The 15,232-nt window shown below is 69.9% G+C and carries 15 protein-coding genes and 2 pseudogenes; 11 read left to right on the top strand and 6 right to left on the bottom strand.

Features of this window, described 5'->3' with window-relative positions; translation table 11 throughout:
• The first annotated feature begins 44 nt into the window (after nt 1-44).
• The 5 genes from A5727_RS03940 (at nt 45) to A5727_RS03920 (ending at nt 4,418) form a co-directional block, all read left to right on the top strand.
• Nucleotides 45-518, top strand: a complete 474-nt coding sequence (locus A5727_RS03940; protein ID WP_068244801.1) for a gamma-glutamylcyclotransferase family protein — start codon at nt 45-47, stop codon at nt 516-518.
• A 167-nt stretch (nt 519-685) separates the two neighbouring features.
• Complete coding sequence (locus A5727_RS03935; RefSeq protein ID WP_068244794.1) at nt 686-1,930, top strand: class I SAM-dependent methyltransferase; 1,245 nt, start codon at nt 686-688, stop codon at nt 1,928-1,930.
• Nucleotides 1,927-2,721: a glycosyltransferase family protein gene (locus A5727_RS03930; protein WP_068244792.1), complete on the top strand. Its 795-nt coding sequence runs from the start codon at nt 1,927-1,929 to the stop codon at nt 2,719-2,721. Before A5727_RS03935 ends, A5727_RS03930 begins: the two co-directional genes overlap by 4 nt.
• The gene (locus A5727_RS03925) at nt 2,722-3,375 is read left to right on the top strand and encodes a PIG-L deacetylase family protein (protein ID WP_068244789.1); all 654 of its coding nucleotides are present in this window, start codon (nt 2,722-2,724) and stop codon (nt 3,373-3,375) included.
• A 14-nt stretch (nt 3,376-3,389) separates the two neighbouring features.
• A complete protein-coding gene (locus tag A5727_RS03920; protein WP_068244787.1) occupies nt 3,390-4,418 on the top strand; it encodes an NAD-dependent epimerase/dehydratase family protein in 1,029 nt (342 codons plus the stop codon).
• Here A5727_RS03920 and rfbC read toward each other — a convergent pair.
• On the bottom strand, nt 4,402-4,956 hold the full coding sequence (rfbC, locus tag A5727_RS03915; RefSeq protein ID WP_068244784.1) for a dTDP-4-dehydrorhamnose 3,5-epimerase: 555 nt from the start codon (nt 4,954-4,956) through the stop codon (nt 4,402-4,404). The two genes, A5727_RS03920 and rfbC, sit on opposite strands and share 17 nt — an antisense overlap.
• Nucleotides 4,957-4,970: 14 nt before the next feature.
• Here rfbC and A5727_RS03910 point away from each other — a divergent pair, with 14 nt between their 5' ends.
• Nucleotides 4,971-6,089, top strand: coding sequence for a transferase (locus tag A5727_RS03910; RefSeq protein WP_068244781.1), 1,119 nt, complete (start codon nt 4,971-4,973; stop codon nt 6,087-6,089).
• Nucleotides 6,086-7,423: a glutamate-1-semialdehyde 2,1-aminomutase gene (locus A5727_RS03905; RefSeq protein ID WP_068244779.1), complete on the top strand. Its 1,338-nt coding sequence runs from the start codon at nt 6,086-6,088 to the stop codon at nt 7,421-7,423. Before A5727_RS03910 ends, A5727_RS03905 begins: the two co-directional genes overlap by 4 nt.
• On the opposite strand, the gene A5727_RS03900 is transcribed toward A5727_RS03905, so the two are convergent.
• Nucleotides 7,420-8,589 carry an amidohydrolase gene (locus tag A5727_RS03900; protein ID WP_068244778.1) on the bottom strand — a complete coding sequence of 390 codons (1,170 nt, stop codon included), beginning with the start codon at nt 8,587-8,589 and terminating at the stop codon, nt 7,420-7,422. The two genes, A5727_RS03905 and A5727_RS03900, sit on opposite strands and share 4 nt — an antisense overlap.
• Nucleotides 8,586-9,773 carry an amidohydrolase gene (locus A5727_RS03895; RefSeq protein WP_157521200.1) on the bottom strand — a complete coding sequence of 396 codons (1,188 nt, stop codon included), beginning with the start codon at nt 9,771-9,773 and terminating at the stop codon, nt 8,586-8,588. Before A5727_RS03895 ends, A5727_RS03900 begins: the two co-directional genes overlap by 4 nt.
• Nucleotides 9,774-9,835: 62 nt before the next feature.
• Between A5727_RS03895 and A5727_RS03890 the strand changes: the two genes are divergently transcribed.
• Entirely contained in the window at nt 9,836-10,630 is a 795-nt protein-coding gene (locus A5727_RS03890; protein ID WP_068244776.1) for a purine-nucleoside phosphorylase, read from the top strand.
• On the opposite strand, the pseudogene A5727_RS03885 reads toward A5727_RS03890, so the two are convergent.
• A pseudogene (locus tag A5727_RS03885) lies at nt 10,576-11,166 on the bottom strand (AbrB family transcriptional regulator); the annotation flags it as partial. The gene A5727_RS03890 and the pseudogene A5727_RS03885 overlap by 55 nt on opposite strands.
• 71 nt (nt 11,167-11,237) lie before the next feature.
• Between A5727_RS03885 and A5727_RS28510 the strand changes: the two are divergent.
• Nucleotides 11,238-11,582 (top strand): annotated as a pseudogene (locus A5727_RS28510) (phospho-sugar mutase); the annotation flags it as partial.
• A 135-nt stretch (nt 11,583-11,717) separates the two neighbouring features.
• Nucleotides 11,718-12,764 carry a phosphohexomutase domain-containing protein gene (locus A5727_RS03880; RefSeq protein WP_502687651.1) on the top strand — a complete coding sequence of 349 codons (1,047 nt, stop codon included), beginning with the start codon at nt 11,718-11,720 and terminating at the stop codon, nt 12,762-12,764.
• A gap of 3 nt (nt 12,765-12,767) precedes the next feature.
• On the opposite strand, the gene upp is transcribed toward A5727_RS03880, so the two are convergent.
• Together upp and A5727_RS03870 are read right to left on the bottom strand one after the other, a co-directional pair.
• On the bottom strand, nt 12,768-13,391 hold the full coding sequence (gene upp, locus A5727_RS03875) for a uracil phosphoribosyltransferase (RefSeq protein ID WP_068244767.1): 624 nt from the start codon (nt 13,389-13,391) through the stop codon (nt 12,768-12,770).
• Nucleotides 13,392-13,402: 11 nt separating this feature from the next.
• Nucleotides 13,403-13,810, bottom strand: a complete 408-nt coding sequence (locus A5727_RS03870; RefSeq protein ID WP_068244764.1) for a hypothetical protein — start codon at nt 13,808-13,810, stop codon at nt 13,403-13,405.
• Between the two features lie 105 nt (nt 13,811-13,915).
• Between A5727_RS03870 and satS the strand changes: the two genes are divergently transcribed.
• Nucleotides 13,916-15,187: a protein export chaperone SatS gene (gene satS, locus A5727_RS03865; protein WP_068244762.1), complete on the top strand. Its 1,272-nt coding sequence runs from the start codon at nt 13,916-13,918 to the stop codon at nt 15,185-15,187.
• Nucleotides 15,188-15,232 lie beyond the last annotated feature (45 nt).

Genomic DNA, 15,232 nt, shown 5'->3' with positions numbered 1-15,232 from the left:
TGATGCGCAGCGCCGCAGAAGTTGGCTGCGTCTAAGCTTTCCCCGTGCCGCTCTACGCCGCCTATGGGTCCAACATGCATCCCGAACAGATGCTGCAGCGCGCGCCGCACTCGCCGATGGCGGGCACGGGTTGGCTGCACGGATGGCGACTCACCTTCGGCGGTGAGGACATCGGCTGGGAGGGCGCTCTGGCCACCGTCGTCGAGGATCCCGATTCCAAGGTCTTCGTCGTGCTCTACGACATGACCAAAGAGGACGAGGAGAACCTCGACCGCTGGGAGGGCGCCGAACTCGGCGTCCACAAGAAGATCAGGTGCCGCGTGCACCGCGAATCCTCGGACACCACAACCGACCCCGTGCTGGCATGGCTGTACGTGGTCGACGCGTGGGAGGGCGGGATTCCGTCGGCCCGCTACCTCGGCGTGATGTCGGAGGCCGCCGAGATCGCGGGTGCCCCCGCCGACTACGTCCACGACCTGCGCACCCGTCCGGCGCGCAACATCGGCCCCGGCACGTAGCCACCGATTCCCCACCCTCGGGTCGCGGTGTGGCCCGGTTCACCGTATACTCCCGCCAGGAAACTAAAGACGCTTTGCTGTCTATGCGCAATGGGTATTGCCATGCACGTTAAAGGTCCGCTTAGTTCCGCTGATGACATTGCTATATACGGGGTGGGGAACTCTCGATGAACTGTCGGCTCTGCGACTCGACCCGGATGGTCAGCGTGGTCGACCTGGGCGCGACGCCGCCGTGTGAGTCGTTCCTGTCCGCCGAGCAGCTCGATGCGGCCGAGCCGACATTCCCCCTGCACCTGCGGCTGTGCGAGGACTGCCTGCTGCTGCAGATCCCCGCGTTGATCACCCCCGCGGACACCTTCACCGAGTACGCCTACTTCTCGTCGTACTCCGACAGCTGGGTGGCACACGCGCAGCGGTTCGTGACCGAGACGATCCATCGCCTCGGGTTGAACCGGGAGTCGCTGGTCGTCGAAGTCGCCAGCAACGACGGTTATCTGCTGCAGCATGTCGTGGCCGCGGGGGTGCCCTGCGTGGGCATCGAACCGTCGGTCAACGTCGGGGCCGCCGCGCGCAACCGGGGCGTACCGACGATCACGTCGTTCCTCGACGAACCGACCGCCGCCTCGGTGCGCGCCGAACACGGCCCCGCGGACCTGGTCGTGGCCAACAACGTCTACGCCCACATCCCCGACCTGCTCGGATTCACCCGGTCACTGCGCGCACTGCTGGCCGAAGACGGGTGGCTGTCCATCGAGGTCCATCACGCACTCAATCTGGTGAACCTGGGCCAGTTCGACACGATCTATCACGAGCATTTCCAGTACTACACGGTGCTTTCGGCCATTCGGGCGCTGGCCACCGCGGGCCTGGCGGTCGTCGATGTGGAACTCATCGACACCCATGGCGGATCCATCCGGGTGTGGGCACGTCCCCAGGCCGCCGCGGGCCCACCCTCGGATCGGGTCGCCGAGGCCCTGGCGCTCGAAGAGGAGGCCGGCCTGCACGCGGTGGACGGCTACCTGGCACTGCGGACCCGCGCCGAAGCCGTCCGCCATGACCTGCTGCGCTTCCTGCTCGACTGCCGCGCCGCGGGCAGGCGGGTCGTCGGCTACGGCGCACCGGGCAAGGGCAACACGCTGCTGAACTGGTGCGGTATCCGGCCCGACCTGCTCGAGTACACCGTCGACCGCAACCCCTACAAGCACGGCCGCTACACACCGGGCACGCGGATACCGATCCACGACCCGGCACAGATCGAGAAGGACCGGCCCGACGTCGTCGTCGCACTGCCGTGGAATCTCGAGACCGAACTCACCGAGCAGCTCGCCTACATCGCGGAATGGGGCGCCGAACTGGTGTTCCCGCTGCCCACACTCCATCACGCTGATCTTCTGGGAGGGGACACACAGTGAAGGTCGTTCTGTTCTGCGGCGGTTACGGGATGCGCATGCGCAACAGCGCCGACGACGTCATACCCAAACCCATGCAGATGGTCGGTCCACGGCCGCTGATCTGGCACGTCATGCGCTACTACGCCCACTTCGGCCACAAGGACTTCATCCTGTGCCTCGGCTACGGCGCGGCCCACATCAAGAACTACTTCCTGACCTATCAGGAGGCCGCGTCCAACGACTTCGTCATGCGCGGCGGCCGCGTGGAACTGATGGGCTCCGACATCGACGACTGGTCGATCACCTTCGTCGACACCGGACTGGAGTCGGCGATCGGCGAGCGCCTGCGCCGGGTGCGCCACCACCTCGAGGGCGAGGACTTCTTTCTGGCCAACTACGCCGACGTCCTCACCGACGCGCCGTTGGACGACGTGGTCGCCAAGTTCCATGCCTCCGGTGCGGCCGCGTCGATGATGATCGTGCCGCCGCAGTCGTCGTTCCACTGCGTCGAGGTCAGTGAGGCCGGCGAGGTCAAGGAGATCACCCCGGTGTCGAGGCTGCCGATCTGGGAGAACGGCGGATTCTTCGTGCTGTCGCAGGAGATCTTCGATCTGCTGCCCGAGGGTGGCGACCTGGTCGAGGACGCCTGCGGAACGCTCGCGGGCCAGGGCCGACTCTTCGGCTACCGCCACGACGGGTTCTGGAAGCCCGCCGACACCTTCAAGGAGCGGGCCGAGCTCGATGCCGGGTACCACCGCGGCGACCGCCCGTGGATGGTGTGGGAGCACGAGTTGCCCCTCGCGGTGTCCTGAATGATCGGACTGTCCACCCCGGCCGTCGCAGAGATCGCCGTCGTCGGGGCGCACTGTGACGACATCGCGATCGGCATGGGCGGCACGCTGCTCACGCTCGCGGCGCAGCGCCCAGCCCTGCGGGTTCACGCGCTGGTGCTCACCGGCGGCGGCACCGCGCGTGAGACCGAGGAGCGCGACGCTCTGCGGGCCTTCTGCCCGGGCGCCGAGCTCACCCTCACCGTGCTCGACGTCCCGGACGGCCGCGCTCCCGCGCACTGGGACCGGATCAAGAACGCCCTCAACGACTTCCGCAGAACATGCGCACCCGAGGTGGTGTTCGGGCCACAGCGCGGCGACGCCCACCAGGATCACCGCCTGCTGGCCGAACTGCTGCCCACCGAGTTCCGCGATCAACTGATCCTCGGTTACGAGATCCTCAAGTGGGAAACCGACACCCCACGCCCGGTGTTCTTCCATCCCCTGCGCACAGACGTGGCCGAGGAGAAGGCCCGCCTGCTGCACAAGCACTACCCGTCGCAGGTGGGCCACGACTGGTTCGACGAGCAGGCCTTCCTGGGGCTGTCCCGACTGCGCGGGGTGCAGTGCCGCGCCCAGCACGCCGAGGCCTTCATCGCCGAGAAGGCCACCGTCGCCTTCGCCCCGACACACTAGAAGAGGCAGCACGCATGCGAGTACTGGTCACCGGCCATCAGGGATACCTGGGCACCGTCATGGTGCCCGTGCTCACCGCCGCGGGCCACGACGTGACCGGCCTGGACTCCGGCCTGTTCGCCGACTGCATCCTGGGCCCGGCACCCGCGGATCCCCCGACCATCCCGGTGGACCTTCGTGACGTCACCGTCGAGCACCTGGCCGGATTCGACGCCGTCGTCCACCTGGCCGCACTGTCCAACGATCCGCTCGGGGCGCTGGCGCCGCAGATCACCTACGACATCAACCATCACGCCTCGACCCGTCTCGGTCTGCTCGCCAAGGCGGCCGGGGTGCGGCGGTTCCTGTACGCCTCAACGTGTTCGGTGTACGGCGCCGCGGGTGCGGATCTGGTGACCGAGGCGGCGCCGCTGCGTCCGCTGACGCCGTACGCCGAGAGCAAGGTCCGCGTGGAGGACGACCTGATCGGCATGGCCGACAGCGGGTTCTCCCCGGTGCTGCTGCGCAACGCGACGGCGTTCGGCTTCTCCCCCCGCCTGCGCGCGGACATCGTGCTCAACAACCTCACCGCCTACGCGGTGCTGACCGGTGAGGTCCGCGTGCTCTCCGACGGCACCCCCTGGCGTCCCCTGGTGCACGCCCGCGACATCGCCGAGGCGTTCCTGACCGCACTTCAGGCACCCACGGAGTCGGTGCACTGCGCGGCGTTCAACGTGGGCACCGAGGCCAACAACGTCACCGTCGCCGAGATCGCGCAGGCCGTGGTCGACGTGGTGCCCGGCTCGCGGCTGGTGATCACCGGCGAGTCGGGTGCGGATCCCCGCTCGTACCGCGTGGACTTCTCCGCGATCCGGTCGACGCTCGGCTACCGCGCGCAATGGTCGGTCCCCGACGGCGCCGCCGAGCTCTACCGGAACTATCTCGACGCCGGCCTGACCGAAGACGGCTTCGCCAACACCTTCACCAGGCTGTCGCGCCTGTCGGCGTTGCGCGCCGACGGCTCCGTGGACGACTCCCTGCGGCGGGTCAGGACAGATGCGTGAGCAGTTCGGCCCAGCTGCCCCCGGCGGCATCACGGGCCGAGATCACCGACACCTCAAGGGGCCAGGCGATCGCGAGGTCAGGGTCGTCATAGCCGACGGCGATGTCCTCGGCCGGATCATGCGGGCGGTCGATGCGGTAACAGACGTCGGCGGTGGCGGTCAGCGACTGGAAGCCGTGCAGAAACCCCGGAGGAACGTACAGATGGCGAAAGTCGTTGTCGTCGAGCAGAAAAGCCTGACTGCGGCCGAAGGTGGGCGAATCCCGCCGCGCGTCGATGAGCACATCGTGCACCGCGCCGTGCGCGCACCGCACGAGTTTGGCCTCGCCGCGACCGCGTCGGCCGTGCAGTCCCCGCACCACACCGCGCACCGACCGCGACTGCGAATCCTGCACGAACGTCGCGGAGAATCCCGGGCGGCCCAGGTGTGCGTCGAAGATCTCGGCGTCGAACGTGCGCGTGAACAGGCCTCGGTCATCGCGAAAGGGCTGCGGCACCAGCAGAAGAACGTCGGCGAGTTCGGTGTTCTCGATGCGCACCAGGCCATGCTGTCATGAACTCCTGCCGTGCATGCCAGGACCCGCGATTGGCCCGGGTCCTCGACCTCGGCCGCGTTCCCGCAGCCGACCACTTCCCCTGCGCCGACGCGCCCGTCGGGGCCGACGAGGCGCGCCACGCCCTGGCGATGGACCTGTGCCTGCGGTGCGGGCTGGCTCAGCTGGCCGACGACGACACGGTCCCCGACGAACCACGCGGCGTGGAGCCGCAGGCGCTGCGCGATCAGGCCGAGGCGGCCGTCGGCCTCGCGCAGGAGTCGGGGTGGCTGCGCGGCCGCACCGTCATCGAGTTCGGCAGCCCGCACGGCGGCACGTGGCTGCCGCTGCTCGCGCAACGGGGTTTCACCGCCCTCAGCGGGCCTTCGCGCGGCGCGGCCGACGTGGTGCTCGACTCTTTCGGCATCATGCACGAACCCGATCAGCAGGCGGCATTCCTCGAGCGTGCCGCATCCATGGCAGCCGACGGCGTGCTGCTGCTGCAGTACCAGTCGATCACCGCGATCCTGGGCCAACGACAGTGGAATGCGCTGCGGCACGGGCACTTCGCCTACTACTCGCTGACCGCCCTGACCCCGCTGCTGGCGTCGGTGGGCCTGCATGTGCACACCGCATGGGATTTCGATCTCTACGGCGGGACGCAGCTGATCGCGGCGTCGCGCGGATCGCGCCGACCGGACGCCACGGTGCGGCGCACCCTGGCCGCCGAATCCGCGCTCGGCGTCACCGAACCCTCGGCGTTCAGTCCACTGCAGGCCAGCGCCGACGAGCAGGTCACCACCCTGCGCACCTGGCTTCAGGAGGAGTCACGCAGCGGGAGAACGGTACTGGCCTACGGCGCCGCCTCCCGTGCCGTATCACTGTTCAGCCGGGCCGGCCTCGACTCCACACTGCTGGCCGCGGTCGCCGACGCGGCACCGGCCAAACAGGGGCGTCGGATGCCGGGCACGGACATCCCGATCATCTCCCCCGCCGAACTGGTGGCCCGCGCCCCCGACCACGTCTACCTGACGGTGCCCGACATGCTGGCCGAGGTTGACGCGCAGCACCCGCAGCTGACCGGCCGCTGGCACAGCGACATCGGCGATCTGCGCATCACCGCGGGCGGTCAGCCATGAACACCGCCCGGTCGTTCGCGATCTCCAACAGACTGCAGGATCGCCTGCACCGCCTGGTGCCCGGCGGCGCGCACACCTATGCCCGCGGCTCCGACCAGTATCCCGAGGACATGGCACCGATCCTGGTCCGCGGTGCCGGGGCCCGCGTGTGGGACGTCGACGGCAACGAGTACATCGAGTACGGCGCGGGACTCCGCTCGGTGGTGCTCGGACACGGCTATGCGCCGGTGGTGGACGCGGCCGCCGCGGCGATGGCGGGGGGCATGAACTTCTCCCGGCCCACTGAGGTCGAAGTCCATGCCGCACAGGACTTCATCGATCTGGTGCCCGGCGCCGACATGGTCAAGTTCGCCAAGAACGGATCCGACGTCACCACCGCGGCCGTGCGGTTGGCACGGGCCGCGACGGGACGCGACAGGATCGCGATCTGCGCGCAACCGTTCTTCTCGGTCGACGACTGGTTCATCGGCACCACGGAGATGAACGCCGGGATCCCCGAATCCACCGGCACCGGCTCCCTGCGGTTCGAGTTCAACAACCTCAATTCACTGGCGGAACTGCTCTGCGCGCATCCCAACTCGGTGGCCGCGGTCATCATGGAGGCGGCCACCGCGCTGGCCGAGCCCGAGCCCGGCTTCCTCGAGGGGGTGCGGGAACTGTGCGGTCGCCATGGCGTGGTGCTGATCTTCGACGAGATGATCACGGGGTTCCGCTGGTCGCCGCACGGCGCGCAGGGCGTCTACGGCGTCACGCCGGACCTGTCGTGCTGGGGGAAGGCGATGGGCAACGGCTTCCCGATCTCCGCGCTGGCGGGGCGTCGGGACCTGATGGAACTCGGCGGTCTGGCCACCGATCGAGACCGGGTGTTCCTGCTGTCCACCACGCACGGCCCGGAGACCGCGTCACTGGCCGCGTTCCGCGCCGTCGTGCACGCCTACCGCACCGAGGACCCGGTGGCTCGAATGGAGTCCGCCGGAACGCGATTGGCGACCGGATTCAACGCCCTGGCCGCCGAGTTCGGAATCGCCGACCACGTCTGCGCGGTCGGCCGACCGTCCTGCCTGGTGTTCGTCACCCGCGACGCCGACGGCGCACCGTCGCAGGCCTACCGCACGCTGTTCCTGCAGGAGATGCTCGCCCACGGCGTCCTCGGCCAGTCGTTCGTGGTGTCCGCCGCGCACACCGAGACCGACATCGGCGTGACCATCGACGCTGCACGAGCGGCGTTCTCGGTCTACCGTCGCGCGGTGGACGCGGGCACCACTGACGGCCTGCTGCGCGGCCGGCCCGTCGCACCCGCGATCCGCCGGCGCGCCGCGCCCCGGCGGCTCTAGAACGCCGCGCACTGCTCCACGATGTTGGACATCACCCGCACACCCACAGCCAGCGCACGTTCATCGAGGTCGAAAGTCGGTTGATGCAGGTCCAATTGGGGACCACGTCCACCCCACACACCCAGGCGCGCCATCGCCCCCGGGATCTCCTCGAGGTACCAGGAGAAGTCCTCGCCACCGCCGGACTGCCGGGTGTCGGCCAGCACATCCGGTCCGACGGCCTCGATCGCGTGCGTCATGATCCGAGTCGAGATCTCCTCGTTGACCACAGGCGGGACACCGCGCCGGTACTGCAGAGAGTGCTCGATGCCCAGCGGCGCCAGCAGCCCCGCAATCGTCTCCGAGACCAGACTCTCCATCTCGACCCAGGTTTCGCGGCTCGCGGTGCGGACGGTTCCGGCCAGCGTGCCCGTCTGCGGGATCGCGTTGGCCGCGGCGCCGGCGTTGACGGCGCCCCAGACCATCACGGTGCTGTTACGAGGGTCGACACGGCGCGACAGCACGCCGGGCAGGCCGGTGATGAGCGTGCCCAGGCCATACACCAGATCCCCGGTCAGGTGCGGACGCGACGTGTGACCGCCCGCGGAGTGCAGCGTGATCTCGAGCCAGTCGGCGGCCGAGGTGATGGGACCCGGTTTGATCGCGACCCGGCCGACCGCGAGCCGGGGATCGCAGTGCAGCGCAAAGATTCTCGACACACCGGTGAGCGCACCGGCGGCGATCGCGTCGATCGCGCCGCCCGGCATCAGCTCCTCGGCGGGCTGGAACAGCAGTCGAACGCCCACCGGCAGTTCCGCGGCCGAGGCCAGCGCCAGCCCCGTGCCCATCAGGATGGCGGTGTGCGCATCGTGGCCGCACGCGTGCGCCACGTTGGGCACCGTCGAGGAGTACTCGGCTCCCGTGCGTTCGGCCATCGGCAGGGCATCCATGTCGGCACGCAGCGCGATGCGTGGCCGATGCTCGGGCCCGAGGTCACACGTCAGCCCAGTCCCGCCGGGCAACACCTTGGGGTTGAGGCCCGCGTCGGCCAGCCGCTCGGCGACGTACTGCGTGGTGGCGTACTCCTGCCGGCCCAGCTCGGGAAAACGATGAATGTGCCTGCGCCACTCCACGAGGTCATCGCAGTTGGCGGCCAACCAGGATTCGGCGACGTCGGCGACGCTCATGACGCCCGCCGTTCGGCCAGATCCGCAACCCGATCCCGCTCGGACGGTGTCTCGGCGAGTGCGACGACCGTGCGCGCCAACATGATCGCGCCATCGACGACCGCGGCGTCACCGGCCGGGCCCGCGGCCGCTTCAGCGAACCCGGGCTGATGGACCGAGGCACCGTTGGCCTCGACTCCCACCACCGGATGGATGCCGGGCAGCAGTTGCGTGACGTTGCCCATGTCCGTGCTGCCCAGGGGCAGCGCGGCCTCCAGTTCGACGGGCACCGGTGTCCGGCCCAGGCGCAGCATCTCGGCCCGGAACGTCTCGGACAGCCAGGGGTCCGGCGTCAACTCCTGATAGATCGGTGACACCGACTCCACGCTGTGCTGACACCCGGTCGCCACGGCGCCGGAGGCGAAACAACCCGCCATCTTCTCCTCCAGAGCACGCAGCGCCCCAGTGTCGTTGGCGCGCATGGTGTATCGCATCGACGCATGCCGGGGCACCACATTGGGCGCCTGTCCACCGTCGGTGACGATGCCGTGCATCATCTGGCCCGGAAGCAGATGCTGACGCAGCAGTCCGATCGCGACCTGCGCGACCGTCACGGCGTCGGCGGCGTTGACCCCGAGGAACGGGGCCACAGCGGCGTGCGCCTCCCGGCCGGTGTAGCTGACGTTGACCTCCGAGAGCGCCAGGGATCGCGCGGCGGCGATGTCGACGGGTCCAGGGTGGATCATGACGGCCGCCGCGAGGCCGTCGAACGCGCCCGCCTCCATCATCAGGACCTTGCCGCCCCCGGCCTCCTCGGCCGGGGTGCCGAGCAGCACCACCGTCAGATTCAGCGCGTCGGCCACCTCGGCCAGGGCCAGTGCGGCACCGACCGCCGAGGCCGCGATGACGTTGTGGCCGCACGCGTGCCCGAGCTCGGGCAGGGCGTCGTACTCGGCACACACCCCGACCACGAGGTCGCCGCTGCCGAACGACGCCCGGAAGGCGGTGTCCAGGCCCGGGACGGTCGCCACCTCGAAACCGCGCTCGGCGACCAGGGCCTGCGTCTTTGCGCAGCTGCGGTGCTCGTGGAACGCCAGTTCCGGCTCGGCGTGGATGGAGTGCGAGAGCTCGATGAGGTCACCGCGGACCCGCGTCACGGTGTGCTCGACGCCGTCCGCGTACGAGGAGTGCGACACACCGGCCATCCCTGCAGTATCTCACCGTCAGCTGCCGAGGTTCGCACCGCCAACCGGTAGCCTCACCGTCTGTGACAAGCCCGGCGGCGCTGGCCGCTCACGCCGCGTCCGCCATCGCCGATCGCACCGGGGTGGCGCGCCATGATGTCGCTGTCGTGCTGGGCTCGGGATGGGCTCCCGCCGCCGCGGCGCTGGGTCCGGCCGACGCCGAGGTGCCGATGGCCGATCTGCCCGGTTTCACCCCGCCCAGCGCCCAGGGACACCGCGGGACGGTGCTGTCGGTCCAGGTGGGCCCCAGGCGCGTGCTGGTGTTTCTCGGTCGCATCCACGCCTACGAGGGCCACGACCTGCGTCATGTCGTGCACCCGATCCGCACGGCCTGCGCGGCCGGGGTCGGCACCGTCGTGCTGACCAACGCCGCGGGCGGCCTGCGCAGCGAGTACACCGTGGGCCAACCCGTGCTGATCAGCGACCACCTGAACCTGACCGCGCGGTCGCCGCTGGTGGGCGCCGAGTTCGTCGACCTCGTCGACGCCTACTCGCCCAGGCTGCGGCAGGTGGCCCGTGACTTCGATCCCGCGCTCGCCGAGGGCGTCTACGCCGGGCTGCCGGGCCCGCACTACGAGACGCCCGCCGAGATCAGGATGCTGCGCACCCTCGGTGCCGATCTCGTCGGCATGTCGACGGTGCACGAGACGATCGCGGCGCGTGCCGCGGGAGCCGAGGTGCTGGCGTTCTCCCTGGTGACCAACCTCGCCGCGGGGATGACGGGCGAACCGCTGTCGCACGCCGAGGTGCTTGAGGCGGGCCGTCAGTCCGCGACCGCGATGGGATCCCTGCTGGCCGCGGTGATCTCCCGGCTCTGAGTCGTCAACCGCCGCTGCAGAGCGACGATGCCGCGCGCGAGGGCCGGGGCCGCGAACAGCATCACCAGGATCCGCAGCACCTGGGCCGCGACGATGAACGTCACGTTCGAACCGGTCTCGACCGCCGTGGCCAGCACCGCATACACGCCGCCCGGACTGGTCGCCAGATAGCCCTCCAGCGCCGACATGCCCGTGACGTGCGCCAACAGCACGCCCAGTCCCGCCGTCGCGACCGTCAGCGCCACGATCAAGCCCACCGCCAGCGGCAGCGCGCGGCCGATCGCCAGCAGGGACCGCCGCGTGAAGGCCAGACCCGCCTGCCATCCGATGACGGCGTAGGAGACCTGAACGAGGACGACCGGCACCGCCAGGCCCAGCGACCACCCCGCGAGTTCGAGCGTCACGGTGATGGCCATGGGCACCAGCAGACCCGAACCCGGTATCCGGGCCACCCGGCCCAGCGCGATGCCGACGGCGGCGATGACGACGACGAGCGCGACGCTGAGGTACCAGGCCGACGCCGTCAACTCCTCGAGACGGACCTGTTGATGCTGGTGGCGCCGATCCTGCGCAGACTCGCCGACGCCGAGAAGGCACAATCAGGCCCATGCTGACCTTCGGCACCGCGGGCCTGCGCGGGCCCATGCGGCCGGGCCCGGACGGGATGAATGTCGCGACCGTCACGACGGCGACCTGGGCCGTGGCGAAGGTGCTCGCGGACCGCTGCCTGGGCGGCTCGACGGTCGTGGTCGGCCGCGACGCGCGGCACCACTCCGCGGAGTTCGCCCTCGCCACCGCCGAAGTGTTCGCCGCGCAGGGGTTCTCGACCGTGCTGCTGCCCGACCCGCTGCCCACGCCGGTGCTGGCATTCGCGGTGCGCCGACTGGGCGCGGCCTGCGGCGTACAGATCACCGCGTCACACAATCCGGGCACCGACAACGGCTACAAGGTCTACTTCGACGGCGGCATTCAGATCGTGTCGCCCACCGACCGCGAGATCGAGGCCGCGATCGGCGTCGCACCGCCGGTCGCCGACATCCCCCGGGCCGAGGTCGGTCCCGCCGACACCGAACTCGTCGAGCACTACATCGCACGGGCCGCGTCCGTGGCCACGCACCATGGCGGCGTTCGCATCGCACTGACGGCCCTGCACGGCGTGGGCGGCGGCACCGCGCTCGCCGCACTGCACCGAGCGGGCTTCGACGACGTCCACCTCGTCAGCGAGCAGTTCAATCCGGACCCCGACTTCCCGACGGTGGCGTTTCCCAACCCCGAGGAACCCGGCGCCTGCGATGCGCTGCTGGCACTGGCCGAAGCCGTCGGCGCCGATCTGGCGATCGCGCTCGACCCCGACGCCGACCGCTGCGCACTCGGGGTGCCGACGGCCGACGGTTGGCGCATGCTCTCCGGCGACGAGACCGGTTGGCTGCTCGGCGATCACATCCTGTCCGCCCTCGGCGCCGAGGGGGCGAGGTCGGGCGTCGTCGCCTCCACCGTGGTGTCCTCCCGCCTGCTGGCGGCGATCGCGGCGGAGCACGGCGCCACCCACGTCGAGACCCTGACCGGCTTCAAGTGGCTGGCCCGCGCCGACAGCGGCCTGCCGGGCCGGCACCTGGTGTACGCCTACGAGGAGGCCATCGGGCACTGCGTCGACCCGGAGGCGGTGCGCGACAAGGACGGCATCAGCGCCGCGGTGCGGGCCTGTGCCATGGTCTCGGAGCTCAAGACCCAAAACCGTTCCCTACTCGACGAATTGGATCGTCTCGCACGTCGCCACGGCGTGCACGTCACCTCAGCGCTGTCGCTGCGGGTCGATGACGCCGCAGACGCGATGCGCAGGCTGCGTGGCACTGCGCCGGCCACCCTGACCGGAATCGCGGTCGACTGCACGGATCTGGCGCAGATTCGGGGCAGCGGGCGCACCGACGCCCTGGTGTTCTCCGGCGCCGCCGATGGCGCACGTGTGCGCATGGTGGTCCGCCCGTCCGGCACCGAGCCCAAACTCAAGTTCTACGTCGAGGTCGCGCTGCCGCCCGCAGAGGATGTCGCGGCGGCGCGTGCGGCGGCCGACTCGCGCTGCGACGCACTGCTGGCCCACGCCCGCGGCATCGGCGAGACACTGCTGGCGGACTGAGGCTCAGCGCGGGCCGAACTGCCGGTCACCCGCGTCGCCGAGTCCCGGGACGATGTAGGCGATCTCGTTGAGTCCCTCGTCGATCGTCGCGGTGATCAGCCGGGCATCCGGTGCGGCCGCACCGACGGCGGACACGCCCTGCGGCGCGGCGACCACGCACACCACCGTGATGTCGACGGCGCCGCGCGCCTGCAGCAGGGCCAGCGTGTGCACCATCGAACCGCCGGTCGCCAGCATCGGGTCGAGCACCATGACGGGCTGGGCGCTCAGGTCGTCGGGCAGCGACTCCAGATACGGCGTCGGCTGATGCGTCTCCTCGTCGCGCGCCACCCCGACGAAGCCCACGCGAGCCTCCGGGATCAGGGCATGGGCCTGATCGACCATTCCCAACCCGGCGCGCAGCACGGGCACCAGCAGGGGCGGCGCGGCCAGGCGGGAGCCCGCGGTCTCCGTGATCGGCGTGCGGACCGTGATCGCCTCGCGGCGGGCGTCCCGGGTGGCCTCGTAGACCAGCATCAGCGTGAGGTCACGAAGCGCAGAGCGGAATCCGGCGTTGTCGGTCCGCTCGTCGCGCAGAGTGGTCAACCGCGCGGCGGCCAGGGGGTGATCGATGACCCGCACATCCATAGCCGCACACCCTAATGTTCGGAGTCGGCGCGCGGGCGGATGAACCGCAACGCCGCCGCGCCGAGCACGAGCACGGTCAGCGGCGGGCAGACCCACACCAGGGTCATGAACACCGGACTGCGCGGCGATCCGCTCAACGACAGCCCGAGCGTCACGGCGAACAGCACCGCGACCGACACCGAGACCACCACGGTGATGGCCACCGCGACGACCGTCGACACCACCACGCCGTACCGCAGGATCCCGGTGACCAGCAGCACCACCAGCGGCACCGCGAGGTAGCCGGCCACCGCCGGCGTCAACTCGCCGTAGGTGAGTGCCTGCAGTGCCGGGCGCAGCACCAGCAGGCATGACAGCGCCGCGGCCACCACGCCGAGCGCGGCGAGGCGCCCCGCAGGCGCCTTCCCGAAAGCCTTCATCGGGCCATCGTGCCCCATCCTCGTGTCCGCCTCGTGTCCGCGTTCGGCGCGCCGTGGGGACACTGCCCGACCCGTGACGGGGGTGACCTCGTTATCCTGTGCCGCATGGCTGCTGAGCTTGTCCCGATCCGCCTTGGCATCACCGCGGGCGACCTGTACACCCTGTGGGCCCCACGCTGGCGGGATGCCGGCGACGAATGGGAGGCGTTCCTGGGCTCAGGTGACGACCTGTATGCCTTCGAAAGCGTCGAGGATCTGGTCGCCTTCGTGCGCAGCGGCGTGGAGAACGACCTGTCCGACCACCCGGCGTGGCAGAAGATCACCGAGGCCAACGCGCACAAGCTCAACCCGGCCGAGGACCGTCAGTTCGACCTGATCGCCGTGGCGGAACTGGTCGCGGAGAAGCCCACCGAGGACGGGGTGAACACGCTGGCGCGCACGCTGGCCGTGGTGTCCTCAATCGGATCGGTGTGTGAGCTGCCGTCGGTGACCAAGTTCTTCAACGGCAACCCGACGCTGTCGGGTGTCAACGGCGGCATCGACGAGTTCTCGGGCAAGTCCGGGCTCAAGCGGTGGAACAACATCGCCGCGATCGTCGGGCGCAACTGGGACAAGGTGATCGCCTCCATCGACGAGATCGTCACCACCCCCGAGGTGGACGAGAAGCTGGCCAAGGCCGCCGCGGCCGAACTGGCCGGTCCCGCCCCGGAGGACGACGAGGACGAAATCCTCGAGACCGACTCCGCCACGCTGGATTCCGACGCGGACTCCGACGCCGACTCCGAATCCGATGACGAGCGCGCCGCCGACGACGACTTCGTCCTCGCCCACGAGGAGGACTTCTGGCTCAAGGTCGGCATCGACCCGATCCGCGTCATGACCACCGGTGGCACGTTCTACACGCTGCGCTGCTACCTCGGCGAGCGCCCGGTGTTCCTCGGCCGCAACGGCCGCATCAGCGTGTTCAGTTCGGAGCGGGCCCTGGCGCGCTACCTGGCCGACGATCACGACCATGACCTGTCGGATCTGAGCACCTACGACGACATCAGGACCGCGGCCACCGACGGTTCGCTCGACGTCGACATCACCGAGGAGAACATCTACGTTCTGACCGGTCTCGCCGACGACATCGCCGACGGTCCCGACGCGGTCGACCGCGACCAGCTCGAACTGGCGGTGGAGTTCCTGCGCGACGTCGGCGACTACTCCGAGGAGGACACCGTCGACAAGGCGCTGGCCGCCGACAGTGCGCTCGGCAGGTTCGCGGCGTATGTGCTCGACGAGTCCTCGGACAAGCCCAAGGGCCCCTACACCGAGGCCGCCGCCCAGTTGGAGTCGCTGGAGCGCTTCGTCGAGACGCGGCTGCGCCGCGAGTGACTTCGGCGCGCAAACCAGCGTTCAGCGCCGGAAAGCGCGCCGAAA

This window comes from Mycobacterium sp. ACS4331 (assembly GCF_001667265.1).
Taxonomy (GTDB): domain Bacteria; phylum Actinomycetota; class Actinomycetes; order Mycobacteriales; family Mycobacteriaceae; genus Mycobacterium.
The sequence above is the reverse complement of the archived record's forward strand: the minus strand, read 5'-3'. Positions and strand labels throughout refer to the sequence as shown.

Excerpts from the sequence above, each read along its gene's own strand:
- A5727_RS03910 (WP_068244781.1), top strand. The coding sequence starts at position 4,971 with ATGAACTCCTGCCGTGCATGCCAGGACCCGCGATTGGCCCGGGTCCTC.
- A5727_RS03870 (WP_068244764.1), bottom strand. The coding sequence starts at position 13,810 with ATGAAGGCTTTCGGGAAGGCGCCTGCGGGGCGCCTCGCCGCGCTCGGC.
- A5727_RS03935 (WP_068244794.1), top strand. The coding sequence starts at position 686 with ATGAACTGTCGGCTCTGCGACTCGACCCGGATGGTCAGCGTGGTCGAC.
- A5727_RS03905 (WP_068244779.1), top strand. The coding sequence starts at position 6,086 with ATGAACACCGCCCGGTCGTTCGCGATCTCCAACAGACTGCAGGATCGC.
- upp (WP_068244767.1), bottom strand. The coding sequence starts at position 13,391 with ATGGATGTGCGGGTCATCGATCACCCCCTGGCCGCCGCGCGGTTGACC.
- A5727_RS03925 (WP_068244789.1), top strand. The coding sequence starts at position 2,722 with ATGATCGGACTGTCCACCCCGGCCGTCGCAGAGATCGCCGTCGTCGGG.
- A5727_RS03895 (WP_157521200.1), bottom strand. The coding sequence starts at position 9,773 with ATGGCCGGTGTGTCGCACTCCTCGTACGCGGACGGCGTCGAGCACACC.
- satS (WP_068244762.1), top strand. The coding sequence starts at position 13,916 with ATGGCTGCTGAGCTTGTCCCGATCCGCCTTGGCATCACCGCGGGCGAC.
- A5727_RS03920 (WP_068244787.1), top strand. The coding sequence starts at position 3,390 with ATGCGAGTACTGGTCACCGGCCATCAGGGATACCTGGGCACCGTCATG.
- A5727_RS03900 (WP_068244778.1), bottom strand. The coding sequence starts at position 8,589 with ATGAGCGTCGCCGACGTCGCCGAATCCTGGTTGGCCGCCAACTGCGAT.